Annotated in this window: 24 protein-coding genes; 14 read left to right on the top strand and 10 right to left on the bottom strand. The window is 62.2% G+C overall.

Annotation, left to right across the window (positions count from 1 at the left end):
* The first annotated feature begins 12 nt into the window (after window positions 1-12).
* The 6 genes from EOC93_RS06245 to EOC93_RS06220 all read left to right on the top strand — a co-directional run bounded on the left by EOC93_RS06245 (window position 13) and on the right by EOC93_RS06220 (window position 5,267).
* Window positions 13-1,200 carry an ABC transporter permease gene (locus EOC93_RS06245; protein ID WP_127204142.1) on the top strand — a complete coding sequence of 396 codons (1,188 nt, stop codon included), beginning with the start codon at window positions 13-15 and terminating at the stop codon, window positions 1,198-1,200.
* A 1-nt stretch (window position 1,201) separates the two neighbouring features.
* Entirely contained in the window at window positions 1,202-2,023 is an 822-nt protein-coding gene (locus EOC93_RS06240) for an ABC transporter ATP-binding protein (RefSeq protein WP_126106416.1), read from the top strand.
* Window positions 2,024-2,037: 14 nt separating this feature from the next.
* Complete coding sequence (locus EOC93_RS06235) at window positions 2,038-3,411, top strand: MlaD family protein (RefSeq protein WP_126106417.1); 1,374 nt, start codon at window positions 2,038-2,040, stop codon at window positions 3,409-3,411.
* 46 nt (window positions 3,412-3,457) lie between these two features.
* Window positions 3,458-4,126, top strand: a complete 669-nt coding sequence (locus tag EOC93_RS06230) for an ABC-type transport auxiliary lipoprotein family protein (RefSeq protein WP_206532214.1) — start codon at window positions 3,458-3,460, stop codon at window positions 4,124-4,126.
* Window positions 4,127-4,276: 150 nt separating this feature from the next.
* Complete coding sequence (locus EOC93_RS06225; protein WP_126106419.1) at window positions 4,277-4,672, top strand: DUF2314 domain-containing protein; 396 nt, start codon at window positions 4,277-4,279, stop codon at window positions 4,670-4,672.
* Window positions 4,673-4,823: 151 nt separating this feature from the next.
* Window positions 4,824-5,267 carry an SRPBCC family protein gene (locus EOC93_RS06220; RefSeq protein ID WP_127204140.1) on the top strand — a complete coding sequence of 148 codons (444 nt, stop codon included), beginning with the start codon at window positions 4,824-4,826 and terminating at the stop codon, window positions 5,265-5,267.
* Between the two features lie 79 nt (window positions 5,268-5,346).
* Here EOC93_RS06220 and EOC93_RS06215 read toward each other — a convergent pair whose 3' ends face one another.
* The gene (locus EOC93_RS06215) at window positions 5,347-11,808 is read right to left on the bottom strand and encodes a kinesin (RefSeq protein WP_127204139.1); all 6,462 of its coding nucleotides are present in this window, start codon (window positions 11,806-11,808) and stop codon (window positions 5,347-5,349) included.
* Window positions 11,809-12,081: 273 nt separating this feature from the next.
* On the opposite strand from EOC93_RS06215, the gene EOC93_RS06210 reads away from it, so the two are divergent.
* The 3 genes from EOC93_RS06210 (at window position 12,082) to EOC93_RS06200 (ending at window position 14,106) form a co-directional block, all read left to right on the top strand.
* Window positions 12,082-12,450, top strand: coding sequence for an Hpt domain-containing protein (locus EOC93_RS06210; RefSeq protein WP_095485577.1), 369 nt, complete (start codon window positions 12,082-12,084; stop codon window positions 12,448-12,450).
* 100 nt (window positions 12,451-12,550) lie between these two features.
* Window positions 12,551-12,871 carry a 2Fe-2S iron-sulfur cluster-binding protein gene (locus EOC93_RS06205; protein WP_006334837.1) on the top strand — a complete coding sequence of 107 codons (321 nt, stop codon included), beginning with the start codon at window positions 12,551-12,553 and terminating at the stop codon, window positions 12,869-12,871.
* Between the two features lie 206 nt (window positions 12,872-13,077).
* The gene (locus EOC93_RS06200; RefSeq protein ID WP_126106421.1) at window positions 13,078-14,106 is read left to right on the top strand and encodes an NAD(P)/FAD-dependent oxidoreductase; all 1,029 of its coding nucleotides are present in this window, start codon (window positions 13,078-13,080) and stop codon (window positions 14,104-14,106) included.
* A 270-nt stretch (window positions 14,107-14,376) separates the two neighbouring features.
* Here the strand turns inward: EOC93_RS06200 and EOC93_RS06195 are convergent, their stop codons facing one another.
* The 3 genes from EOC93_RS06195 to EOC93_RS06185 all read right to left on the bottom strand — a co-directional run bounded on the left by EOC93_RS06195 (window position 14,377) and on the right by EOC93_RS06185 (window position 16,071).
* On the bottom strand, window positions 14,377-14,751 hold the full coding sequence (locus EOC93_RS06195; protein WP_095485336.1) for a type II toxin-antitoxin system VapC family toxin: 375 nt from the start codon (window positions 14,749-14,751) through the stop codon (window positions 14,377-14,379).
* Window positions 14,751-14,969, bottom strand: a complete 219-nt coding sequence (locus tag EOC93_RS06190; RefSeq protein WP_280953365.1) for an AbrB/MazE/SpoVT family DNA-binding domain-containing protein — start codon at window positions 14,967-14,969, stop codon at window positions 14,751-14,753. Before EOC93_RS06190 ends, EOC93_RS06195 begins: the two co-directional genes overlap by 1 nt.
* A gap of 484 nt (window positions 14,970-15,453) precedes the next feature.
* On the bottom strand, window positions 15,454-16,071 hold the full coding sequence (locus EOC93_RS06185; RefSeq protein ID WP_164759056.1) for a DUF922 domain-containing protein: 618 nt from the start codon (window positions 16,069-16,071) through the stop codon (window positions 15,454-15,456).
* A gap of 84 nt (window positions 16,072-16,155) precedes the next feature.
* Between EOC93_RS06185 and folP the strand changes: the two genes are divergently transcribed.
* The 3 genes from folP to folK all read left to right on the top strand — a co-directional run bounded on the left by folP (window position 16,156) and on the right by folK (window position 17,966).
* Window positions 16,156-16,998, top strand: coding sequence for a dihydropteroate synthase (folP, locus tag EOC93_RS06180; protein WP_127204137.1), 843 nt, complete (start codon window positions 16,156-16,158; stop codon window positions 16,996-16,998).
* Window positions 16,999-17,110: 112 nt separating this feature from the next.
* Entirely contained in the window at window positions 17,111-17,470 is a 360-nt protein-coding gene (folB, locus tag EOC93_RS06175) for a dihydroneopterin aldolase (RefSeq protein WP_095485333.1), read from the top strand.
* Complete coding sequence (gene folK, locus EOC93_RS06170) at window positions 17,454-17,966, top strand: 2-amino-4-hydroxy-6-hydroxymethyldihydropteridine diphosphokinase (RefSeq protein ID WP_127204136.1); 513 nt, start codon at window positions 17,454-17,456, stop codon at window positions 17,964-17,966. Before folB ends, folK begins: the two co-directional genes overlap by 17 nt.
* 48 nt (window positions 17,967-18,014) lie before the next feature.
* On the opposite strand, the gene EOC93_RS06165 is transcribed toward folK, so the two are convergent.
* Together EOC93_RS06165 and EOC93_RS06160 are read right to left on the bottom strand one after the other, a co-directional pair.
* The gene (locus EOC93_RS06165; RefSeq protein WP_127204135.1) at window positions 18,015-18,563 is read right to left on the bottom strand and encodes a DUF924 family protein; all 549 of its coding nucleotides are present in this window, start codon (window positions 18,561-18,563) and stop codon (window positions 18,015-18,017) included.
* A gap of 17 nt (window positions 18,564-18,580) precedes the next feature.
* Window positions 18,581-20,416 (bottom strand): monovalent cation:proton antiporter-2 (CPA2) family protein, encoded by a 1,836-nt coding sequence (locus EOC93_RS06160; RefSeq protein WP_127204134.1) that lies wholly within the window; start codon window positions 20,414-20,416, stop codon window positions 18,581-18,583.
* Between the two features lie 247 nt (window positions 20,417-20,663).
* Here EOC93_RS06160 and EOC93_RS06155 point away from each other — a divergent pair, with 247 nt between their 5' ends.
* Window positions 20,664-20,930, top strand: a complete 267-nt coding sequence (locus EOC93_RS06155) for a hypothetical protein (RefSeq protein WP_095485329.1) — start codon at window positions 20,664-20,666, stop codon at window positions 20,928-20,930.
* A gap of 88 nt (window positions 20,931-21,018) precedes the next feature.
* Here EOC93_RS06155 and EOC93_RS06150 read toward each other — a convergent pair whose 3' ends face one another.
* The 4 genes from EOC93_RS06150 to EOC93_RS06135 all read right to left on the bottom strand — a co-directional run bounded on the left by EOC93_RS06150 (window position 21,019) and on the right by EOC93_RS06135 (window position 24,898).
* Window positions 21,019-21,573 (bottom strand): hypothetical protein, encoded by a 555-nt coding sequence (locus EOC93_RS06150; protein ID WP_095485328.1) that lies wholly within the window; start codon window positions 21,571-21,573, stop codon window positions 21,019-21,021.
* A gap of 190 nt (window positions 21,574-21,763) precedes the next feature.
* On the bottom strand, window positions 21,764-22,855 hold the full coding sequence (locus tag EOC93_RS06145; protein ID WP_127204133.1) for a YcjF family protein: 1,092 nt from the start codon (window positions 22,853-22,855) through the stop codon (window positions 21,764-21,766).
* Complete coding sequence (locus tag EOC93_RS06140) at window positions 22,852-24,330, bottom strand: YcjX family protein (protein ID WP_127204132.1); 1,479 nt, start codon at window positions 24,328-24,330, stop codon at window positions 22,852-22,854. The genes EOC93_RS06145 and EOC93_RS06140 overlap by 4 nt, the downstream gene beginning before the upstream one ends.
* A gap of 64 nt (window positions 24,331-24,394) precedes the next feature.
* Window positions 24,395-24,898, bottom strand: coding sequence for a histidine phosphatase family protein (locus EOC93_RS06135; RefSeq protein ID WP_127204131.1), 504 nt, complete (start codon window positions 24,896-24,898; stop codon window positions 24,395-24,397).
* A 264-nt stretch (window positions 24,899-25,162) separates the two neighbouring features.
* Between EOC93_RS06135 and dksA the strand changes: the two genes are divergently transcribed.
* On the top strand, window positions 25,163-25,579 hold the full coding sequence (gene dksA / locus EOC93_RS06130) for an RNA polymerase-binding protein DksA (protein WP_006202025.1): 417 nt from the start codon (window positions 25,163-25,165) through the stop codon (window positions 25,577-25,579).
* Window positions 25,580-25,661: the final 82 nt, after the last annotated feature.

Below are 25,661 nucleotides of genomic sequence, written 5' to 3'. Positions count from 1 at the left end.
AAACAGGACGCCATGTTGACCATCCGCAAACGCTTCGCAAGCGGCAAGACCGCCAGGGAGGCCGACCATCAGCCGCGCGTCGCGGTCGGTGAGGAGGGCGGCGTTCTGGGCTGCGCCTTCTCCGGAAACTGGACGACGCGCACCGTGACGCTGGTCGACGCCGAGATGCGCAAGATCGAGAAGCGCAGCGGTTTCCAGACGCTAGCGCTCGACCTTTCGCATATCGAGAAGATGGATACCGCCGGGGCCTGGCTGATCGACCGCCTGGTCAGCGCGTTCGAAAAGAAAGGCGTCGAGATCAGGCTGGAAGGGCAAAGCGAGATCGCCTCGATCCTGCTCGGCGCCGTTGGCGACGCAGTTCGGCGCGAGCCCGATTCCGGCGGCGCAAAGCCGCCCAACATCATCATTCGCGCGCTCGAGGCGGTTGGCCGGCGCGTCTATGAAATGCGCGACGATTTCCTGTCCTCGATGAACATATTGGGCGCCACTATACGCGGCTCGCAGATGAAGCTCGGCCGCGGCCATGCGGTCAATCCGGCGGCGATCTTCAACCAGATCGATCGCATGGGCGTCGGCGCCATCCCGGTGGTCGTGCTGATGTCGGCCATCGTCGGCGCGATCGTCGCCCAGCAAGGCGCCTACCAGCTCAGCTATTTCGGCGCCGATATCTTCGTCGTCGATCTGGTCGGCGTGCTGATCCTGCGCGAACTCGGCGTGCTGATGACCGCGATCATGATCGCCGGCCGTTCGGGCAGCGCCATCACGGCTGAAATCGGCTCGATGAAAATGCGCGAGGAGGTCGACGCGCTGAAGGTCATCGGGCTCAATCCGATCGGGGTGCTGGTGTTTCCGCGGCTGGTCGCGCTGGTGATCGCGCTGCCTTGCCTGACGATCATCGCCAATTTCGCCGCACTTGGCGGCGGCATTGCGGCGGCGTGGCTCTATTCCGACATCGCACCGGCCGCGTTCATCGACCGGTTGCGCGTCGCTATCGATCTCAGCACCATCTTTGCCGGGCTGATCAAGGCGCCGTTCATGGCCATGATCATCGGCACGATCGCGTCGGTCGAAGGCATGAAGGTTGGCGGCAGCGCCGAATCGCTGGGACAGCACGTGACCGCTTCGGTGGTGAAGTCGATCTTCGTGGTCATCATCCTCGATGGGCTTTTCGCCATGTTCTACGCGGCGATCGAGTTCTGACATGGCGACGCAAGGCAGCACAAAGGCGACTGGGGTTGCGGAAGGGGCCAGCGAAGATGAGATCGTGCTTTCCGCGCACGACATCACCGTATCCTTCGGCGACAAGGTCATTCTCGACAGATTGTCGCTCGATATCAGGCGCGGCGAGATCCTCGGCTTTGTCGGCGCCTCCGGCGCCGGCAAGTCGGTTCTCCTGCGCACCATCCTTGGCCTGGTGCACAAACAGTCGGGAACGATCAAGCTGTTCGGCGTCGATGTCGAAAAGGCGAGCGAGAGGGAGCGTCTTCGCATCGACATGCGCCTTGGCGTCCTCTTTCAGCACGGCGCGCTGTTTTCGGCGCTCACGGTTCTTGAGAACGTGCAGGTGCCGATGCGCGAATATCTCGATCTGCCCAGAAAGCTGATGGACGAGCTGGCGATGCTCAAGGTCGAACTGGTCGGGTTGCCGCCGGATGCGGCGCAGAAATTCCCGTCCGAGCTTTCCGGCGGCATGATCAAGCGTGCGGCGCTGGCGCGCGCGCTGGCGCTCGACCCCGACATCGTGTTCCTCGACGAACCGACATCCGGCCTCGATCCGATCAGCGCGGCTGAGTTCGACGAACTGGTCGTCAAGCTGCGCGATACTATGGATCTGACCGTATACATGGTCACGCACGATCTCGACACGCTGTTCACCGCTTGTGACCGGGTGGCCGTGCTCGGCAACAAGAAAGTGCTGGTCGAAGGCACGATCGACGACATGCTCAGAAGCGAGGAACCCTGGGTGAAATCCTATTTCCGCGGAAAACGTGCGCGGCAACTTGATCTTGCGGCGCGCGCATAGCCATAAGTGGGTAAATGGAAACCAGAGCCAACTACGTCATTGTCGGCATTTTCACGCTAGCCGCGATCCTGGCGGCATTCGCGTTCGTCTATTGGACGGCCGCGATTGGCGACAGGGGTGAGACGGCGATGCTGCGGGTGCGCATTCCGGGATCGGCTTCCGGCCTCGGTCGCGGCAGTTTCGTGCTGTTCAACGGCGTCAGGGTTGGGGATGTCAGGCGCGTCTATATCGACGTCGACAATCCGACCGCCGCCATCGCCGACACCGAAATAGACCGCATGACGCCGATCACCAAATCGACTCAGGCCGATATCGGCCTTGCCGGCCTCACCGGCCAGGCCAATATCGAACTCAAGGGCGCCGACCCCAAGGAAGCGAAGCTTCTCGACCAGGCGGAAGCGGAGGGCAAGGTCGCCGAGATCGTCGCCAATCCGTCGGCGGTCACCAACCTGTTGCAGACGGCGCAGAACATCTTCACCCGCGCCGATACGGTTCTCACCCAGCTCGAAGGCTTTACCAAGGACGTTCGCGGGCCGCTGACGCAGACGGTCAACAACGTGCAGACCTTCTCCGATGCGCTGGCCAAGAATTCCGACGGCATCGACAAATTCCTCGCCAGCGTTAGTTCGCTGTCGGACGAGTTGAGAGGGGTCTCAGGCAAGCTCGACGGCACGTTGAAGGCGGCGGAAGGGCTGCTCAACGCCGTCGACAAGGACCAGATCAAGAGCATCGTCGCCAATGTCGATACGGTGACCACGAATCTGAAGGAAACCTCGAAGCAGTTCGACAGGGTCGTCAGGAATGTCGACACCGCGGTGGGATCGATCAACGATTTCGCCCAAAGAACGCAAGGCACGCTGGCCAAGGTCGACGGCGTTCTCGACGGCATTGATCCGGCACAGGTTCGCACCGCGCTGGCCAACATTCAGAAGGCCAGCGAAAACGCCAACGAGGCTGCCGCCGACATCGCCAAGGTGACCAACAAATTCGCCAACCGCGCCGACGATATCGACCAGACGATCAAGGACGCGCAGCAGCTCGCGGAGCGCCTCAACGACGCTTCGGTGCGCGTCGACGGCATCCTCGCCAAAGTCGATACATTGCTCGGCTCGGGCCAGGCCGACGGGATGATAGCCGATGCCAGGAATACGCTGAGATCGTTCAAGCAGGTCGCCGACACGCTGAACGCCCGCCTCGGCACCATCACCGACAATCTGGCGCGATTCTCAGGTCAGGGCCTGCAGAATGTCGAAGCGCTGGTCCAGGACAGCCGCCGTTCGATCACCCGCATCGAAGAGGCGGTGACGGATCTCAGCCGCAACCCGCAGCGGATCCTGTCAGGCGGCGAAGGCGAGGTCCGGCAATTCGACGGCAGGGTGCGGCGTTGACTTCGGCTTTCGCCCGCCCCAAGAACAGCAGGCAAGTGCGCTACGGATGTGGATTGCTCATACGATTCGGGGACAACGGGGATCGCGTGTGAAGTCGGTCGTGCTTAAATTGGGCGGGGTCAAATCGGGCGGGCTCAAAGCGGGAGTGGCACTGCTTACGCTTTCGCTAGCCAGTTGCGCGTTTTTGCCGGGCGGCGGGCCGGCGCCCCTGGACACATTCGAACTGTCGGCACCGCCGCTCGATGCGCGCGGCCACAGCCGCCGCCAGATTCTCATCGCCCAGCCTTCCGCGCTCAAGGCGCTGGACAGCCAGAACATCGTCATCAAGCCGACCGTGCGTTCGATCCAGTACCTCAAGGGCGCGCAATGGGCCGATCGGCTGCCGCTGATCGTGCAGGCGCGGTTGGCCGAGACATTCCAGCGCTCGGGCAGCTTCGCCGGTGTCGGCAAGCCGGGCGAGGGGCTGGCGATCGACTACCAGGTGATCGTCGAGGTCCGTGCCTTCGAAGTCCGGGTCGACGGCGGCGAGCATGCCGAGGTCGACCTGTTCGTGCGGATACTGAACGACCGCAATGGCGAGGTACGCGCCTCAAAGAGCTTTACCGCGAGCGCGCCCGTCTCGGGCAGCGGCAATCAGGCCTATGTCGGCGCGCTCGACGCTGCGTTCGGCGACGCCGCCAAGGACATCGTTCGCTGGACCGATTCGGTGATCTGACACAGCCAGGGACGCCGGGCGCAGCTACTTGGCGGCGGCATGATGGTCAACAGGTTCCTTTGATTGCGACCACCGTGCGAAAACTCGGTAGTCGACGACAGTCGGTTTCGGGTGGTTTCCCGACATCCATGTGGCCGCTAAGATAGAGCAATGCGTGAACCGGATTTCCAATTGGACGGGTGGTGCCTGGATGATGGCGAGGAATATCGTCAGGCGTCGCCGGACACATTCTGGATACCCGATTCGCATGAACGAGAAGGATTGCAACCGGGAGATCACGCGAAACTGATCTTTCGAATTTCGGTCGATGATGAGAATGAACCCGTCGCCGTAGAGCGCATGTGGGTGCTGGTGCGCGAGCGGATCGACGGAGCCTACTTGGGGGTCCTCAATAACGATCCGTATGCAGTTGCTCAGAATGATGAGCTTTGGAGTGGGATTGAGTTACCGTTTTCCGCCCGTCATGTGATCGATATTCGCGAACGTGGCGAGGAAACCATTGCCTTGGCCGCACAAACACCGAAGAAGCGTTGGCCTCAAACGTGATCGCGGTCTCATGTCTGCAACGGGTCCGATAGCAGTCGCCAACATGAAGGTCTGCGGCCCCGGTTCCAAAAAATCCTAACTTGTTGTCGGATCGGTCAAGCCGCGTTCGTCCTTGGCATGGATCGACACTCCAACCATAGGGATAGATGATATGCTCAGTACCGTACGCCTGCACCGCGTTCTGGCAACCAGCCCAGAAAAAGTCTATCGCGCATTCCTTGAGGCGGACGCGCTTGCGAAATGGCTACCGCCCAACGGCTTTACCTGCACGGTCTATCATCTGGAACCCAAAGTCGGCGGCACATTCAAAATGTCGTTCCGCAACTTCACAACCGACAAAAGCCACGCGTTTGGCGGTGAATATGTCGAGCTCGTTCCTGGCGAACGCCTGCGCTATACGGACAAGTTCGACGATCCTAACTTGCCCGGTGAGATGCAGGTGACAGTGATCTTGAAGAAAGTATCGGTCGGCACGGAGCTGGATATCACGCAGGCAGGTGTTCCGGACGTCATTCCAGCTGAGGCTTGTTATCTCGGTTGGCAGGAGTCGCTGCGAAACCTGGCAAGGCTCGTCGAGCCGGAGATCAATCAATAGAGCATCATCCCGAGGACGTCGGCACTGCATAAAAAAGGCGGGAACATCTCCCGCCTTTCTTGTTTCGTTTATCGCCTGATCAATGCAGGCGGCCGCTTGCATGCGCCAGCATCGTGTAAACCTTGCCGGTGTCCGACGTCAGGTAGGTCTGCGCCATCATGTTGTCGCGGTCGTTGCGCGACACGTCCTTGAGCAGCTTTTCGAAATCATCGCAGTAACGGTCGACGGCGGCACGGAACTCCGCCTCCATCTGATATTTGCGGCGGATCTCATCGAAAGTCTGCTGGCCCTTCAGCGTGTAGAGACGCCGCGTGAACACGTCACGCTCGCCGCGCCGGTAGCGGTTCCACAACTCGATCGAGGCATCGTGATCGATGGCGCGGGCGATGTCGACGGAAAGCGAGTTGAGTGACTCCACGACATGAAGCGGCGAGCGCTGGGCAGGGGCCGAGCGTGGCGCTTCCGACGGCGCGGGCTTGGCGGCCTCTTCGCGCGACGCCCCAGTTAAGAGATCGCGCACCCAGCCGCCTTGCGGCGTACGGCCATTGGGGTCGCGCTGGCGCTGCGCCGTCTCAGCCGGGCGTTCCAGGTCGAGCGTGCCGCGCAGTGCGGTGTCACCCGATGGCGCCTGCGGGGCACGAGGTTCCGGTTGCGGGGCCGGAGGACGGCGCTGCGGTTCAGCGGCGCGCGCGGCAGGCGCTTGCGGTGCCGGACGCAGGTTGCGCGGCTCCGAGGTGTCGGTGCTGCGGCCCGATTTCGCAACGATATCCGAGAGTTCCTTCAGCGCGTTGATCTGCTCGGAAACGGCGCGGCGGATGGCCGTGGTCGATTCCTTTGCCTCTTCCGGCATCTCGATGACGCCTTTCTTAAGCTCGGCGCGGGTGAGGTCGAGCTCGCTCTTGATCGAGCCGGCGGTGCGCCGCATCTCCTCGGTCGCGTCGGCAAAGCGCTTCGTTGCCGAATCGACGACGTCGGAAATGGCGGCACGGATCTTGTCCGCCGACTCCAGCGTCTTGCCTTCGGCGTTCTGCAACGTCTGGCCGACCAGCGTCTCGAACGAGCGCATGACCTTTTCGAGATCCTCCGACTTCTTGACCAGGCCGACGGCGAGGTCCTCCAGCGACGACTGTCTCTCGAGCGTGTGTTCGAGGTTGCTCTGGGCCGAACTCAACAGGTCCGAAGCACTGGACAGCAGACGGCTGTGCTCGTCGAACTTGGTGGCAATCGAGGCGACCTCGCGCAAGGTGGAAGACGACAATTCGGTAAGCCGCGTCGTGTTCGAATCGACCAGGCGCGCCGAGCTAGCGAAGGTCTGCGCGGCTTTTTCCGTTGTCGCCGCAAAGCTTTGCGTGCTGCCGGTCAGGCGTTCGTCGACCTGGCCGAGATTGGCCGCCGCCTGCTCGATCAACTGACCGAGCTGCGAGCTCGAGGTGCTCATACGGCCGATGAGATCGGCGACACTGTCGGCGAGCGTCGAGCGTGCGCCTTCGACGGCCGACAATGTTTCGGCGGTGCGGCTGGCGAGCGCGTCGACCAAGGCGGCGTTTTCGCTGCGCAACTTCTCGGTCGCGCGCTCGGTAACCTCTTCCATGCTCTTTTGCAGCTCCGAGCCGCCCTGGGCGAAACGCTCGACCAGCGGCCGTGCCGTTTCGTCGAGGATTTTCGAGATCTCGGCCGAACGTGCCGCAAGCATGGTGTTGAGCTCGCGGGTGTTGGTGCCGATGGTCTTCGCGGCGTCGTTGGTGCTCTGGCCGATATGCTGGCCGACCGCGGTGAAGGTTTCGGCAATCGCGTTGGCGCGCGAAATGAGTTGCGCCTCGGCAGTCGAAACCTGCTCGTTGAGCTTCTGGCCTATCGTCTCGGTGGTGTAGACGAGACGGTTTTCGACGCCGGCAACCTGCTCCTCGACACGAGCCGCCGCCGCTGCTGCGCTGGATGCCAGGCGCTCGTCGGCGCCGGCCAGCGCCTGCTCGATTTCGCGGGCGTGGACGGCAAGTTCCTGACCGGTCAGCCTCGCACGTTCGGCAACCCGCTGCTCGGTGTTGGCAAATGCCCCGACGATGTTCTCGGTATGCTCTCCGATCGTCGACGAGCTGTCGGCGATGCGGGACACCAGACGGTGATCCGCCTCGTCGAAGATACGGCCGATCTCGGATGCGCGGGCCGACAGCGCTTCCGAACCTTCGGCAATACGCGACATCAGCTGCTGGTCGGCGGCATCGAAAATGCGGCCAAGGTCGGATGCCCGCGCCGCGAGCGCCTCGGCCGATTCGCCGATGCGCACGCCGAGCCGTTCGTCGGCGCCTTCGAAATTGCGCAAGATGTCGCCGGCGCGCGCGGCCAACGACTGCGCCGTTTCGACCGCGCGGGCCACGAGCTTCTGGTCCGCCGCATCGAATGTGCCGGCGATCTCGCTGGCACGGGCTGCCAGCTGATCGGCCGTTTCCTGGGCGCGCGCCAGCAAGGAGTTCGATGTATCGTCGACACGGGCCATGATGGTGCTCGATGTGTCTTCGGCGCGGGCAATGAGCGCGCTCGACGTATCCTCGGCACGTGCGGCGAGGCGGCGATCCGCCTCCTCGAAGGTGCGGGCGATATCCTCCGCCCTGGCGAGCAAGGCCGCCGAGGTCTGCTCGGCACGTTCGGCGATCTTGCGATCGGCGTCGCTGAACGCAGCACCCGCCTGCTCATGCAGCGCGCTGGTGACTTCCATGACCTTTTCACGCAGCGCTCCCGCAACGAAGACGGCGCTCTTTTCGAGCACGTTGCGGACGTTGTCGACACCGGTCGACAACGCACGCTCCATGGTTCCGGCGCGCTCCTCGATGATGCCGGTCTGCCGGCTGAACGCCTGCTCGATTTTTTCGACGTCGGCGGCGATTGCCGCGGAAATATCGGTGCTCCTGGCGGCGATCTGGTCGATATGGCCGGACAGCGAACGGTCGACATCCTTGCGGGTGTCGGCGAGCTTGGAGAGATCGTCCTCCAGCGCACGGGTCAGCGCGTCGCGGCCTTCGGCCAGCTTTCCGACATGGCCGGCGATGATGTCGTCTACGTCGCTGCGGCTCGCTGCAATTTTCTGCAGGTCTGCTTCCAGCGCACGTCTGAGGATGTCGCGGCCTTCGGCCAGTTTCTCGACCTGGCCGGCAACCAGCCCGTCGATGCTCGACCGGCTTTCCGCCAGCTTGGCGAGATCGTCTTCGAGCGCCTTGGAGAGGATCGAGCGGTCCTCGATCAGCTTCTCGGCATGGCTGTTTACAAGACCGTTGACGCTGCCGAGATCGGCCTCCAGGGCCCGCGTAAACTGTGCACGATTGTCGGTCAGTTGCTGGGACTGATCGGCGACGACACCCTTGATCGTATTGAGGTCTGCTTCCAGCGCACGTCTAAGGATGTCGCGGCCCTCGGATAGCTTCTCGACCTGGCCGGCAACCAACCCGTCGATGCTCGACCGGCTTTCCGCTAGCTTCGCGAGATCGTCTTCGAGCGCCTTGGACAGGGTCGAGCGGTTTTCCGCCAGCTTTTCGGACTGACTTGATATGACGTCCTTGATCGTGTTGAGATCGGCTTCCAGCGCACGTCTGAGGATGTCGCGACCTTCGGCTAGCTTCTCGACCTGGCCGGCAACCAGCCCGTCGATGCTCGACCGGCTTTCCGCCAGCTTGGCGAGATCGTCTTCGAGCGCCTTGGACAGGGTCGAGCGGTCTTCCGCCAGCTTTTCGGACTGACCTGATATGACGTCCTTGATCGTGTTGAGATCGGCTTCCAGCGCGCGCTTGAGTATGTCGCGGCCTTCGGCCAACTTCTCGACCTGGCCGGTAACCAGACCATCGATGCTCGACCGGCTTTCGGCCAGTTTCGCGAGGTCGTCTTCGAGCGCCTTCGACAGGGTCGAACGGTCCTCTGCGAGCCTGTTCATGTGATCGGAGATAAGGCCATTCACGCTCTGCAGGTCGATTTCCAACGCGCTTGAGAGCTGACCACGGTCTTCCGCCAGCTTTTCCGACTGGCTCGATATGACGTCTTTGATCGTGTTGAGATCGGATTCAAGCGCGCGCTTGAGGATGTCGCGGCCTTCGGCCAGCTTCTCGACCTGGCCGGCGACCAGCCCGTCGATGCTCGACCGGCTGTCCGCCAATTTGGCGAGGTCAGCCTCGAGCGTCTGCGAAAGCAGGCTGCGATCGTCGGCGAGCCTGCCCGAATGTTGCTCGATCAGGCCCCTGATGCCGGACAGGTCGTTTTCAAGCGAACGCGAAAGCTCGGTGCGGTCTTCCGCCAGTTTGGCGGAATGGTTCTCGATGAGACCCTTGATGCCGACGATGTCGCTTTCCAGCGCCTTGGCGAGGATGGCGCGACCTTCGGCGATCTTCTCGACCTGACCGGCGACCAGGCCGTCGATGCTGGCGCGGCTGTCGGCCAGCTTGCCGAGATCGGCCTCGAGAGCGCGTGAAAGAATGCTGCGGCCTTCGGCCAGCTTGCCAACATGGCCGGCAACCATTTCATCAATGATCGTGCGGGCTTGCACAAGTTTTCCGGAGTCTTCGTTCAAGGCCTGTGAAAGCCTGTTACGGCCCTCTTCGAGGCTTTCGAGATGGCTGCCGAGCGAAGCATCGATGGTGGCCCGCGACTCGTTGACCTTGCGCAGATCCTCTTCGAGCGCGCGCGAGATCAGGCTGCGACCTTCGGCAAGCTTCTGCACCTGATCGGTGACAGCCGCGTCGATGCCGGCGCGGCTTTCGGCGAATTTCGCCAGATCGGCCTGCATTGCCGCCGCCATGCGTTCGCGGCTTTCGGAAAGCTTGCGGCTGTGGTTCTCGACGGCTTCCTCGATGCCGACGCGGGCATCGGCAAGCCGCTGGATATCGGCATCGAAGGAGCGTGACACCACATGACGAGCCGCTTCCATGCGCCCGGCGAAATCGCCGGCGCGTGCTTCAAGCATGGACGAGGTCGACGAAACGATATCGGCCATGTCGGCGCCGATCTGGGTCTTGCCCTGATCGATCATCGCCGACAGCGTCTCCTTGCTTTCCTGGAAGGTGTGGGCGATTTCGCGCGCGCGCTCGACCAGGGTCTCGTTGATCTGGCGTGCACGGGCCTCGAGCGCGGCGTTGAGCTTCTGGGTGCCGGTGTCCAGCGCTTCGGCGCGGGTCTGGAACTCACTAATCAGCGTCTGGCCGCGTTCGGCCAGCGTCCGCTCAATGCCGTTAAGGCTGGCTTCAAATTCGGAGTTGAGCGTGCGCGCGGCGCCGCCGAGCAGCGACACCATGCCGGAGGTCCGATCGTCGAGCAGATCGGTCAGCGACCGGGTGAGGCCGTCGGTCGTGTCCGTCAGCTTGGCGATGCGTGTATCGAGAAGGCTGGCGAAGGCTTCGCCGGAGGTCGACAGCCGGTCCGTGATCGATTCGAGCCGGCCTTCCACCGAATCGAAGATCGACATCGAGCTCTGGTTGATCCTGTCGATCAGCGTGTCGCCGGAATTGGTGATGGTCATCGACAGGTTGGTCGAGGCGTTGAGAATGCTGTCGCGAATGATGTCGCTGGCAGCCCCGATTTCGTCCTTCAGCGTCTCATGCGCGCCGGTGATCGAGGCGCGCACGCGTTCGGCGTGGGTGACCACCGCTTCGCGCTCGCTGCCCAGCCCGTCGACAAGCGAACGGATGCGGGATTCATTCTCCGAGTAGGAGCGTTCGATCTGGTTGACTTCGCTGTGGACCAGGGTTTCGAGTTCGACGGCTCGCGCAAGCGTGCGCTCGATGCCTTCACCCATGGCCGCCACCTCGCGGCGAACGGCCTGCCCGATCATCATGACACGATCCTGGGCGATATTTTCCGGCTCGGTCAGGCGGAAGGCCACTTCCGTCATCGACTGAGCGGCAATGCGCATTTCCTGGGCGCGGCGAATCATGGCTGCAAACGCCCAGAACAGGAGGACGGGTAGGATCGCAGCGACCGCCAGGCCGATCAGTTCAGGACGGGCGAAAAACTGGTCGGGCGTGCGGATTTGCCAGATGCCAGGTCCAAACAGCAGATTGGCCAGCGCACCGGCGCCCGCGATCCAGGCGAGCGAAACGAGCGCAACGACCCAGTAGATCGTGTTCGAGGCACGCCGATTGAGGGTGTGCAGCAGCGTTTTGTAATCTTTTTGAAGAGGGTCATTGGCTGGTGTGAAACCGGCCGGCTGCTGGCTATTGCGCGTTTCCACAGGGCGCAGTTCAGCCAGCTTGGCCTTTGCCGCGGGCTTTGCTTTCTGGTCTTGGGCTTTCTGGTCCTGGTTGGCGGCAGGCTCCGCCTTCTGGCTCTGGTTGGCTAAAGGCTCGGCATTCTGGCCTTGGTTGGCGACAGGCTCGGCATTCTGGTTACGGCCTTCGCGTGCCAACTCGTCGGCAGCCTGCGATATCTGCGCTTCCAGGTCTTCCATCGACGCCGCGATGTCGAGGTCGCCGCCGGCATCCCCGCTCAGGTCGATATCAAGCGCTTTTTCGAGTTCCCTGGCTACGTCGCTATCGAGCGTTCTTGTCGTCGTTGTTTTCTTCGCCATGCCTTCGCTACCCTGTACAAGCTGCCGCGGGACTTATTGATTCTGCTTGTCGTGTCCCACGCAAGAGGCTGAAAATGGACCTGTCGTATCGTAATGACACACCGGGGTAAAGAAAACATGCATTCGGCGCGATACGTAAAACTTTAAATATAAGGTTAACAGAACTGTGATTCCGGCGCCGTTATCGCAACATTTTTCCGGGCCAATCATTAACCCGCCGTCCACAGGATGCGCCTATTTTTTTCGGCAGTCGAACAATGGAGTTGCAGATTCATGCGTGGCGAAAACGGCATTGCCTTCTCGATGCCCGGCGGCGACGTATCGGGAACGGCCGGGTCGCGGCCGGTGGACCTGGCGCATCTCGCGCGCCAGACGATGGGCGACCGCAGCCTCGAGCAGGAGGTGCTGGCGCTGTTCGTGCAGCAGGCGCTGTCCGTTCGCGACAAGATCGTCGACGCCGATGTGAGGCAACGACTGCTTCTGGCGCACGGGCTGAAGGGCTCGGCGCGCGGCATCGGCGCCTTCGCCATTGCCGATTGCGCCAGCGCGATCGAACTTCAGCCTGAAGATACCAATACCCTCAAGCGGCTTGGCTCGCTGATCGAAGAAGTCCGCGATTTCGTCGCCGCCATCAGCCGTTAAACCCATTTCCGAAAAAAACGGCATAGAGCGCCGCTTTTGCGCGGCAGTTGACTTGTCTGCCGGAGTGATTATCTCGGCTGAGACTCCCTTCAGGTGACAAATGACCAAGCTGACCTTCATCGCCCATGACGGCACACATTTTGACGTGGATGCCGAAAACGGCTCGACCGTCATGGAAAACGCGATCCGCAACGCCGTGCCGGGGATCGAGGCCGAATGTGGTGGCGCCTGCGCCTGCGCGACCTGCCATGTCTATGTCGACGAGGCATGGACGGCGGAGGTCGGCGAGCCGGAAGCCATGGAAGAGGACATGCTGGACTTCGCCTACGACGTCCAGCCGAACTCGCGGCTCTCCTGTCAGATCAAGGTGCGCGACGCACTCGACGGCCTGGTTGTGCGCGTGCCCGCCCGCCAAGGCTGAGGCGTGAAGGCTGAAGCGGGGTTTATAGCCGATTTTTCCGGCCCCGGCTTGGCAGCGGGCCAATGGTCATGCAGTGTCGCGCCGTTCTCTACAGCGCCGTGCGTCCGCTTGGACGCGCAAAGGGCGCTGTAGCACTGTGATTGGCGCATGATCCCCAGCGAAAATCGATTCCGGTTTTCGAGGCCCTGCGCATCGAAGGCGCATTCATGACCGATATCACCAGGACGGACGCATTGATTGTCGGGGCGGGGCCTGTCGGCTTGTTCGCCGTGTTCGAGCTCGGCCTCTTCGATATGAAATGCCATCTGATCGACATACTCGACCGGCCCGGCGGGCAATGCGCCGAACTCTATCCGGAAAAGCCGATCTACGACATTCCCGGCTGGCCATCGATCTCGGCGCAGGGCCTAGTCGACAAGCTGCTTGAGCAGATTGCGCCGTTCAAGCCCGACTTCACCTTTAACCGCATGGTCTCGAGCCTCGAAAAACTCGATGACGGCAGCTTTCGCGTCGTCACCGACGAGAACGAGGTGTTTGAAGCCAAGGTTGTGGTCATCGCCGCCGGCGGCGGCTCGTTCCAGCCGAAGCGGCCGCCGATCCCGGGCATCGAGCTTTACGAAGGCAAGAGCGTCTTCTACTCGGTTCGCCGGATGGAGGAATTCCGCGGCCACGACCTCGTCATCGTCGGTGGCGGCGATTCGGCGCTCGATTGGACGCTGAACCTGCAGCCGGTGGCCAAGAGCGTGACGCTGGTCCACCGGCGGCCGGAATTCCGCGCGGCGCCCGACAGCGTCAACAAGATGTACGCCATGCAAGAAATGAAGGAACTGGATTTCCAGGTCGGGCAGGTGACGGGACTGACCGGCACGGACGGCCAGCTTTCCTCCGCGACCATCAAGGGACCGGACGGTGACACCGAGGTGCCGTGCACGCGGATGCTGCCGTTTTTCGGCCTGACCATGAAGCTCGGACCGATCGCCGAGTGGGGCCTCAATCTTCATGAGAACATGATCCCGGTCGACACCGAGAAATTCCAGACGTCGGTACCGGGCATCTTTGCCGTCGGCGACATCAACTGGTATCCCGGCAAGCTGAAGCTGATCCTATCGGGCTTCCATGAGGTCGCCCTGATGGCGCAGGCAGCCAAGCGCATCGTCAGCCCCGGCGAGCGCATCGTATTCCAGTATACGACCTCGTCGACCAGCCTGCAGAAGAAGCTCGGCGTCGCCGGCTAGTGGTGAAAGCCTGACGCTTGGTACCCGACGCGTAGGGCAGCTCAGGGTGGAAAGCGGTCGCTCGGCCAATTCCTTTTCCTAGAGCGGAATGCGCCAACCCGTCATTTATTCCTGACGTAATCCTAAGTCGCTCGCAAAGTTCGGCTTTGCGAGCTTTTCAGGGCCTGCAATGGGGCCAGCCTCGGACATCGCCGCCGATTTCGGCGAGCGGCAGCAATGGGTCGTGAGCTGCCGGAGCCGACATCATCCCGCGGCCCAACAATGTCAGCGCTAGATCTTTTCGATGAGGGTGACGACTGGCAGGCTCTCGAAATGCTTGTCACAAGTCAGGAGCGTCGCGTCATGCGCCCGAGCGGTTGCGAAAATGATCGCATCTGCGGTCGCCAATTTGTGCTTCCGGCAGGCTTCGGCGGCCGCTAGGGCGATTTCCGTGTCAAGCGGGGCCACCGTGCAGACCTGCGTAAAGGCGATGGTCTGATCGGCTTTGTCTTCGCCTACTTCGCGAGTGAGCCATTTTGCGAGTTCCAACTGCACCATGGTCGGAACGAGCCAGTCGGCTTGCTCGGGCAGATGCTCGGCCACCTGCTCTCCCGTTGGAGAGCCTATCAGCCATTCGATCCAAGCCGAGGTATCGACGAGCACCATCACAAACGGTCCGACCGGTCGCGATATTCCGTCGCCGAAGCGCCCTTCGCCAGCCCCTTCAGCGCTTCCCGCTTCGGCACAGGGACGAGTAGCACGCCCGTTCCCTTCGGGATGAAGGCAAAGGTCAAACCCGCTTCCCAATGCTGGGCGGTCCGGATCGCCTTGGGGATCGATATCTGGAACTTCGAGGACAGGGTTGCAGTCTCCGGCATTATCATACCCTTACTTAATCGATGCGCCAAACGTAAGACGCAATGAGGGCCAGTGCAAGGAGCTTACGGCAGCCGTCTGGCCTCGGTACATTATTGAGACATCACGGATATACGGTAGCCCGGCTTGGGGATGTCAAATGCAGACGTGGGGCACGCAGGAGAAAAGTGAGACGGCGCCGCTATCGGCGCCGTGGCCGCTTCGCTGACAGATCTGTCAATCGATCCACTCCGTCCGTCCGCCGGCGGCACCGTTTCCAGAGGAAGAGCCGAGGTCGTCCGTCTAAGCGCCGGTGACGGCGATAGGCCGGAAATCGGACCCTCTGAATTTGGGCTGTGGACCTCGTTAGGGCAACGGGGCTTCGAATCCCGCCAGGCGGGATCGCCGGCCGGCATGCGTTTCGTATAACAGCGGCGTGGCAATAGCAGGCGATGCCTGATGTGTCGGGGCGAAGGCCCTGCCAGTGCCTAAATCGTTATCATCTGGCCCAAACTAACCCGGCAGCCGGCCGTTCTCGATGCGCTCCATGCGATAGCGCAGCAGCCGCAGGATGCGGCTTTCGAAATTGATGGTTTCGACGCGATCGAATTGCACCTGGGCCCGGTCGTGCTTGGCAAGAATAGCGGCAGCGATTTCCGCGGCCTTGGTCTTGGCCTCCTGGCAATTCTTCCGCGGGTAGGTCGCCTTCAGCGCATCCTCGAGTTCGCGGGCATGGTTCTTGGCGATTTCGACATGGCGGTCCTCATGGCGCTTGATGTCGGCCGACAACGTGTCCCAGAAAAGCCTTACGCCCGCATCGGCCTTGCCCGAGCGGCGCCATTCGGGAAGGATGACCTTGACCTTGACGGTGACGTTGGCGTCGGCAATCCGGCAGGAATTCGATTTTTCCGCGTAGCTTACGCGGGTGGTGAACGCCATCTGTGTGGCGCCTGGATGCCGCATCCCCGTGCTTTTCACCTGGGGCCCGAGTTTCGTAAGCTGGGTTCCGATATCATCGAGCGTTCTGCCGCCGATGCTGAAGTAGCTATATGTCTTCACCAAGCTCGCTGTGCCCGCCGGCAAGGCGGAAAAAGCGAGCATCAGGGCGCAAAGCAGGGATCGTTTCATCATGTTGCCTCTTTGCCCACCTTGCGTTACGGCCGTTGCCGGCGCAACGGAATTGATCTTTGGCGGATCATACATGGTTGATGGACAATGACGACAGGGCGATGGCAGCTGGCGCATGGGCGCCATCTCGACCTTGGCAGCAAGGCCGTGGTCGTCGGTATCCTCAATGTCACGCCGGACAGTTTTTCCGACGGCGGGCTGTTCGTTGCGCCCGAACAGGCGATGGCCCAGGCGCGCCGGATGGTGGAGGAGGGGGCCTCCGTCATTGACGTCGGCGGGGAATCGACACGCCCCGGCGCATCTGCGATAACCATCGAAGAAGAGCAGGCCCGCGTGCTGCCCGTCATCGAGGCGCTGGCCAGGCTTGGCGAGACGCTGATTTCGGTCGACACCTATCGCGCGGACACCGCCCGGCTTGCCGTCGCCGCCGGCGCGCATATCGTCAACGATGTCTGGGGCCTGCAGCGCGAGCCCGGCATCGCGCGCATCGCGGCAGAGACCGGCGCCGGGCTTATCATCATGCACACCGGGCGTGACCGGCAAAAACTGCCCGACGTGATCGAGGATCAGCTTTTCTTCCTCAGGAAATCGTTGGAAATCGCCCGGCGAAGCGGCGTTGCCGACGACCAAATCGTGCTCGATCCGGGATTTGGCTTCGCCAAGGAAACAGCGGAGGAAAATCTCGACCTGATGGCACGGTTTTCCGAACTCGATGCCTTGGGCTTTCCGCTGATGGCGGGCACATCGCGAAAGCGCTTCGTCGGCGCTGTCACCGGCCGCGACGCCTCGGCCAGGGGTGCCGGAACAGCGGCGACGAGCGTCATCCTGAGACTCAAGGGCGCGCAGCTTTTTCGCGTCCACGATGTCGCAATCAATGTGGATGCGCTGGCGCTTGCGGATGCTATGCTGGCGCGTGAAACCACCGCATAGGCTCGAAAATCGGAATCGATTTTCGAGCCTATGCGTAGATTTAAAGCGTTAGAGCGTCGTTTTGTGCATCCAAGTGGACGCGCCTCGCTCTAATCGAGCGGGACGCTGAGCGATGTATGTCATCCGCATGAAGAACTGCGCCTTTTTCGCCCGGCACGGCGTGCTGGATGAGGAGGAGACACTCGGCCAGCGCTTCTATGTCGACGCTGCGCTCACCGTCGAACCCGGCCGCGCGCTGGTCGATGATTCCATCGAGGATACCGTCCACTATGGTATCGCCTTCGGGGTGATCGAAAGGATCATAACCGGGGAGAGGCGTTTTCTGATAGAAGCGCTGGCGTTGGAGGTGGCCCGGGCGCTGACGGCCCGGTTTCCCCAGATCAAAAAGGCCGAGATCACTGTGCGCAAGCCGAACGCGCCGGTGCCCGGCGTGCTCGATCATGTCGAGGTGACCGTTGTCTGGCCCGAATAACACGGTTTACCTTAGCCTTGGCGGCAATCTCGGCGACCCGGCAAGGTCGATGGGCGCGGCGCTGCGCATGCTGGACGCCGACGAGAACACGCGCGTCGTCGTCGTCTCCTCGCTTTACCGCACGCCACCTTGGGGCAAGCTCGACCAGCCGGATTTTCTCAATGTGGCTGCCGAAATTTCGACTGCTCTCGCACCACATGCATTGCTCGATCTCTGCCTCGACGTCGAGCGCAGACTGAAGCGGGTGCGCGAGGAGCGCTGGGGTCCACGCCTGATCGACATCGACATTCTGGTGTTCGGCGATCGGATCATCCACGAAACCGGGCTGGAAGTGCCGCATCCGCGCATGCTGGAGCGCGCCTTCGTTCTGGCACCGCTGGCCGAGATCGCGCCTGGCCTCACCGTCGGCGGCAGAAGCGTACAGGAGCGGCTTGCCGCTCTCGACAGCGCCGGCATCGAGCAATTGCCGTCTGGTCGGGATTGGTGGCGGGCCTAAGCATCGGACGCAAGACCGGTAGCCACTTTTGGGTCCGACGCACTGAGCTCAGCCGGAAAATCCGCCCCCGTCGAGGAAGACCTGTTCTTCCGGCGTCGTCTCGCGGCCAAGCATCCTGTTTCGATGCGGAAAGCGGCCGAAGCGCTGAATGATCTCCAGGTGCTCGACCGCATATTTCAGGTTGGATTGGGCTTTGGCGGTAAAGAGGTCCATCGATTTGAGCTGGTCGGCGAGATGCTCCGAATGCTCATACGGCAAATAGAGGAAGGCGCGCAGGTCTTCGTCGAGCGCCAGATCCTGGCCGGCGGCGATCGCCTTTTCGGCGAAATGCCTTGCCAGCGGGTCGGTGGCATACATATGGCCGGTGCCACGAAAGCAGTTTCGCGGGAATTGGTCGAGCAGGATCATCAGCGCCAGTGAGCCTTCGGCATGCTCCGACCAGTCGTCACATTCACGCCGTGCGGCAGCGTAATGCAGATCGAGAAACCGGTTGCGGAACTCTGCGTCGAAGGCGTCATGCTTCTCGAACCATGCATCCTTCCCGGCGTCACGCCAGAATTTGGTGACGGAAAGCGCGCGCTCGTCCAGTTCGGTCATCTATTTGCTCCACGTGTTTAGTCCGCAGGCTCGGATTTATGCAGAACGTCGGCGGTCTCTTCATTAAGCGCCTGACCGGTGCGGCGCGGCTGGCTGAGCGGGGTCGGAATGGGCGTGCCGATATTGCCCTTGAGGAAGCGCGCTCCGGCGCGAACGCCTTCGGCAAGCTGCAACTCGAAACGGGCGGCGTCGCGGTGGCGGACATCCTCGATCACCACGGCGACTTCCGCCGGGTCGACGCCCAGCGCCTCCAGTGTAGAGCCGCCGAAGACAAGCGCTGATTCGAAGGTTTCGCGAATTTGGAAATCGACGTCGGCACGAATCAACTGCAGTGCGGTTCCGCGGTCGAAGGCGCGTGCGAGCACGGTCAGCAGGGGAAACTCTGCCTTGATGAGCTCTGCGATGCGGACGGCGACATCGGGCTTGTCGACGCAGATCAACACGGCGCGCGCGCGGCCGGCGCCTGCGGCACGCAGAATGTCGAGCCGCGTGCCGTCGCCATAATAGACCTTGAAACCGAAATCGGCCGCCGCCTGGATCATTTCGACCTCATTGTCGATGATCGACACGTCGATCCCGCGCAACAGCAGCGGCTGGCTGGCGATCTGGCCGAAGCGGCCGAAGCCGATGATCAGCACGCTGCCGGTAAGGCCATCGGCGATGTCGACGCCTTCGAGCGACTGCTCGTCGTGCGGCGTCAAGTACCGCAACGCCAGGGTGGCCAGCGGTGTCAGCACCATGGAGATGATGACGATCGCCGTCAGGGTCGCGTTAGCCTGACTGTCGATGATGCCGACGGTCGCGGCGGCGGAATAGAGAACGAAGGCGAATTCGCCGCCTTGCGCCATGAAGACGGCACGCTCGATCGCTTCCCGGTGACCAGCCTTGAGGATGCGGGCGACGAGATAGATGCCCATCGCCTTTATCACCATGTAGGCGACGACGTAGACGGCGACGAGCCGCCAGTTCTCGACGACCACCTGCAGGTTGAGCGACATGCCGACCGCAAGGAAGAACAGCCCGAGCAGCACGCCGCGGAACGGTTCGATGTCGGCCTCCAGCTGATGGCGGAAGGTGGATTCCGACAAAAGCACGCCGGCCAGGAAAGCGCCCATCGCCATCGACAGGCCGCTGAGCTGCATGGCAAGCGCCGACCCCAGAACGACCAGAAGGGCGGCTGCGGTCATCACCTCGCGGGCGCGGGCATCCGCCAGGATGCGGAAGAACGGATTGAGGAGGAAACGCCCGGCCAGCACCAGCCCGAGGATGGCGGCAAGGCCGATGCCCACCTCCGTCAGCCGCTGGGTCAAGCTCATATCGGCGCCGCCCGGTGCCAGGAAGGCGATCAGGGCCAGCAGCGGCACGATCGCCAGGTCCTCGAGTAGCAGGATAGAGACGATGCGCTGGCCTTTGGGCACGGCGATCTCACCACGTTCTTCCAAGAGCTGCATGACGATCGCCGTCGAGGTCAGCACGAAGCCGGCGCCGGCGACGAAGGATTGCGCGATCGGAAAACCTCCCGCCAGTCCGACGCCGGTCAGCAACAGCGCGCAGACGCCGACCTGCAGCGCGCCGAGACCAAATATCTCCCGGCGCAGGCCCCACAGCCGCGACGGCTGCATCTCCAGCCCGATGATGAACAGGAACATGACGACGCCGAGCTCGGCGACGTGAAGAATGGCTTCCGATTCGGAAAAGATGCCGATGCCGAACGGGCCGATGACCACGCCGGCCGCCAGATAGCCAAGGATGGAACCAAGCCCCATGCGCTTGAAGATCGGCACGGCGACAACACCTGCGGCGAGCAGCGCCACCACGTGGATCAGATCGCTGCCCGCTGCTTCTGCCGCCATGCCTGCCGTTCCGTTCTTTTTAAGGACCGCTGCACGTGCTGCGGCATCGAGCGGCCAAGATAGGGGCTTCGGCGGAAATCGAACAGTCCGAATCCGGAAACCGGTGCGGCAGTGTTGCAGGCGCGCTCCACAAGTTTATGCGCCGGCCGCGTTGCTTGTTTCGGCAATCGGGCGCTAAGGACGCCCGGCTTCGGCCAGTGGAGGGCGAGCGACGATCAAGTCGCGGCCCTTTTTGAGGGAGACTGACATGAAGACGTTTTTGCTTGTTGCCGTCGGCATCGCGGCACTTGCCGGCTCGGCCTGTTCGAAGGCACCTGAATGCACGACCGAAATGCTGACCAAGAAGGCTCAGGACATGACTGCTGCCCTTCAGGAGGCAATTACCAAGGATCCGGCCAAGGCAGCCGATCTCACCGCCAAGGTCCAGGCGATCACGACCAAGTTTCAAGGCACTACGACGGCCGACGAGGCCTGCAAGGCCTACGATGAGCTGACCACCGCCATCAAGAGCTGAGCATCGATTTGAGTTTTGCAAAAAGCGGTGGCCGTGGCTGCCGCTTTTTTGCAACCAGAGTAGGGCATCGCACGGCCTGCCGGCGCAATCAGTTCGGCGCGATGGAGCCGACTTCGAGTGTATCGACGCGCTTCAGCTTCATGCCGATGACCGGCACCAATTGCTGGTCGACGCGCACCGCAATCGTCACCGTCATCGAGTTGTCGTTGGGAACAAGAGCTTGCATGACGCCGCGCAACTGGTTGCGGTTGATGGTGAAGACGACCTTGTTGGCGTTGACCACGTTGCCGCCGACGATGTCGAGGCCGGAACCGGCGGCGCCGCCCATGAAGCTGCCCTTGTAGCCTTCGCGGCCCTTGCGCTGGATCGTCGCCGACATCTGCTGGGTGAACATGCCGACCCGGCAACCGCCGTCGAGCGACATGCCGATCTTGCCGTCAGGTGTCGAGCCGGTGAAACTGCAGGTGAATTTCGTTCCCTTGTACTTGCCGGCGACGATTTCTCCCGGGCCGACCCATTTGCCTTCCACCGATTGAAAGAACTGCTTGTCCGGTTCTGCTGCAAAGGTCTTTTCGACCAGGCCGGCAGTAGTTGAAACCACGACTGCCAGGGGCAGGACGTTGGACAAGATCACGCTTTTCATCGACGACACCCGGCAACAAAGAGACTGGTTTGGAACACGTCCGACCATGAACAAGATTGGTTAATGCTTCGTCACCGCTAGCGCATGGCCCTAAAAATCGGAATCGATTTGGGTTGAGGATCATGCGCAAAATCAAAGCGCTACAGCGTCCTTTGCGCGTCCAAAAGGACGCGGCGCTGTAGGTGGTTCTTCACTTGCCGGAGGCCACCGTTTCCCTTTCTTTCTTTGTCGCAAACGATGTCAGAGCGGACAGGAAATCACCCATGCCGGGCCGTCTCGTGGCGCTGAAGGGCAGGGGCCTCGCGGTTTCCATCGCCGCGATGCCGATGCGTGCGGTCATCATGCCGTTGACGACGCCTTCGCCAAGTTTTGCCGAGAGCCGGGCAGCGAGGCCATGGCCGACGATCTGCTGCACGAAACTGTCGCCGACGGCGATCGAGCCGGTCACCGCCAGATGGGCGAGAACGCTGCGCGCCAGCCGGAAGAACCCCAGCGTGCCCGGCCGGCCGCCATAAAGTTCCGACAGGCGGCGAATCAGCCGGCCGGCTTCGAACACGACATAGGCGACGTCGACCAGGGCGCGAGGGCTGACCGCCGTCACCAGCGACACACGCTTTGCCGCTTCGAGGATCATAACCTTGGCGCGCGCATCGAGGGGGCCGAGGATCTCGGTCTCGGCCAGGCGCACCAGATTGCCACCGTCGATGACCTCGTCGCGCAGCTCAGCCAGCGCGCGTCTGCCGGCCGCGGTTTCGGGCTTGGCCGCGACAAAGGCCGAGAGTTCGTCGACCACTGCACGAGCGGCTTTCGGGTCGTCGCGGGCGATGGCATCGAGTGCCCGCTTCTGAAGTTTTTCAACCTCGGCGAGGCGGGCGATCGCCAGGAATTCGCGGACAAGGATGACCAGAAGCGCCAGCACCGCGATCACGGCCATCCCGGCGGCCAGCCAGCCCAGCCATTCGGCGCGCGCGAACAGATCGCGAATCAGCTGGTCGGTCCAAAGTCCGACAGCCAGCGAAACCAGAACGCCCAATGCGCCGAAGAACAGGCTGCCGAACAACGAACGCTTCCGCGTCGCGATCGCTGGCGGCGGTTCGGCGACGACGATGTCGGGCTCGTCGAAGACGTCGATCTCGGCCGGCACGACGACCGCGCCATCCGTCTTCACCGCGCGTGGCTTTCGCGCTGACGGGGCGTCGGGCTGGCGCAAGGATGCCTGTTCCTTCCTCGGCGCGGCTTCCGGCTCGATGCGAAATGCCGCCGGCTTGCGGGGCGCGGTCATGCCAGATGATCTCCGATCAAGAACTGCAGGGCGCGGTCGAGCCTGATATGCGGCAGCGACAGCGTGACGCCTTCAGCGGTGCGTTCGAGCTTTGGCGGGCGAAAGCGCACAAAGCGGATCGCCGGGTCGTCGTTGCCCTGCCGATGGTCTGGTCCAGAGACATCGAACACTGCATCAATTTTTTCCGGTAAGTCGCCGGGAAATATGGCTGTTTCGGTCTTTCCATCAAATGCTTCGCCGTTGATCCTTTCACCCTTCAACGGTATGCCGATGATGACCGGCAGTGTTTCACGGCCTTGCTTGACCGTGCCCTCCCGGGTCGCCCGCACGGCCGCCAGGGCGACCACGTCGACATCGGCGCCGGTGAAATTTGCCCGCGCCACGGCACGGTCGGCAAGCCGCCGCACGATCGCCTGCAGCCGGTCGTGGCTTTCGTGATGCAGATGGTCCGCCTTCGTCGCCGCCACCAATATGCGGTCGATGCGCCTTGAAAAAAAGTCTGTCAGGAAATTGCCGCGGCCGGGGCGGAAACAGGCGAGGATTTCGGTCACCGCGCGTTCGAGATCGGCCATCGCGCCGGGGCCTGCGTTCAAGGCCTGCAAGGCGTCGATCAGCACGATCTGGCGGTCAAGGCGCGTGATGTGCTCCCGAAAGAACGGCTTTACGACATGCGTCTTGTAGGCCTCGTAGCGGCGCTCCATCATCGCCTGCAGCGACCCCGAACGCGCTCGCCGCTCGCTCAGGTCCGGCAAGGGCGCGAAGGTCAGCGCCGGTGAGCCCTCAAGATCGCCGGGCATCAGGAAACGGCCGGGTGGCAAGGTCGAAAGCGCCCGCTCGTCGAGCTTGCATGCCTTGAGATAGGCGGCGAAGCTCTCGGTGAGGCGGCGCGCCGTCATTTCGTCGGCGTCCGCCTTCGGGTCGACTGCGGCGGAGAGCGCGCGCCATTCCTGCGAAAGGTCGACGCGCACCGGCAGCACGGCCATCTCGAAGGCTTCGCGTGAGAAATCGCCGTAGGATTTGCCGAGCAGCGGCAGGTCGAGCAGCCATTCTCCGGGATAGTCGACGATATCGACCGACACTCTGCCTGATGAAAACATGCGGCTCCAGCCGGAGGCCGATTCATATTCGATGGTGAGCCTCAGTTCGGAAATGGCACGTGTCGAATCCGGCCAGAGGCGGTCGTTGACGAGGGCCGCGATATGATCCTCGTACTGGAATCGCGGTACCGCATCATCCGGTTGCTCTTCGAGGAAGGCACGGGCGATGCGTCCCGATTTCTGCGCGGCGAATAGCGGCAAGCGCCCGCCATGGAGCAAATTGTGGACAAACGCCGAGATGAACACCGTCTTGCCGGCGCGAGAAAGGCCGGTAACGCCGAGGCGCAGCGACGGCGAAAAAAGCCCTGTAGCGCGCCCCGACAGCGTATCCAGGGCAATCTTCGCCTCGTCGGTGAAAGTGGTCAGCGATGATGCCAAATCGGTTCTCTCGGGGCTTCGGTACGCTCCGATATAGACGCTGCCACCTGGATTTGAAACGGCGTCAGAGATCAACCGGCGTCAAGAAGGCTTCGAGATAGCCGGTGCCTTGCGCGGCGTCGGCAAGACTGCCTGGAAAACGGACGACCGCAATGCCGGCGGTCGGGAAGCCGTGGTCTAGCATTCCCTTCGCAGCCTCTTCGCCGTCGCCCGAAAGCGCGATAGTGAGATCTTCCGTCATCGGGTTGTGGCCGATGACGAGCAGCGAGTCTGGCCCGCCATTGCCGCGGATGATGTTGAGATAGAAGGCGGCATCCTCGCTGTAGAGCGCGTCCAGGAACAGGACCCGGCCGGTATCGGTGTGACCGGCAAGGCCTTCCAGCGTTTGCAGCGCTCGCTTTGCTTTGGAGCAAAGCGTGAGGTCCGGAATGTAGTTGCGGGCCCGCATGACCGCACCCATCGTTTCGGCGTCGGCGAGGCCGGATGCGTCGAGCGGACGATCGAAATCGCGCATGCCCGGCAGGGCCCATCCAGCCTTCGCATGCCTCAACAGATAAAGCTTGCTCACCGGCCCCTCGCTTGTGCCTAACACCGAAACTCGTCAAAAGGCGCTGCAGGATTAGCCATGAGAAAGCCCTCTTGCACAATGGCTGATACCCTTCAAACCCAACGAATCATAAACGAATTCGGCCGCGCCCTTCATGCGAATGATGCGGCCAGTGCCGTTTTGCCCGACATTAACAATTGCGTGAAACTGTCGTCGATTACGCTTGTGCAGCATTCGCTCCGCGAATATATAGGCGCCAAAATTGGGGCAGTTTGGGTGAGTCGAATGAACGACATCGTTACCGCCGATTACGTACCCTCCGAAGACGAGCCGTTCATGAACGAGCGGCAGAAATCCTACTTTCGCCTGAAGCTCGTCACCTGGAAGAATGACATATTGCGCGAAGCGCGCGAAACCCTCGAAATCCTGCAGCAGGAAAACGCCAACCACCCCGATCTCGCCGATCGCGCCTCTTCGGAAACCGACCGCGCCATCGAACTTCGCGCTCGCGATCGCCAGCGAAAACTCATTTCAAAGATCGATTCCGCGCTCCAGCGCATTGATGAAGGCACTTACGGCTATTGTGAGGAAACCGGCGAGCCCATCGCGCTGAAGCGGCTCGATGCGCGTCCGATCGCGACCTTGTCGATCGAGGCGCAGGAGCGCCACGAGCGCCGCGAGAAGGTCTACCGCGACGACTGAAGCACAGGCGAGGCGTCTAAAAAGCGGTCAAATAGCGAACTTTGTCATGGCCGGTCTCCGGCCATTTTTGTTGGCTATTCGC

This window comes from Mesorhizobium sp. M6A.T.Ce.TU.002.03.1.1 (assembly GCF_003997275.1).
Taxonomy (GTDB): domain Bacteria; phylum Pseudomonadota; class Alphaproteobacteria; order Rhizobiales; family Rhizobiaceae; genus Mesorhizobium; species Mesorhizobium mediterraneum.
Note: the sequence above shows the minus strand (reverse complement) of the source record. Positions and strands in the feature narration are given on the sequence as shown.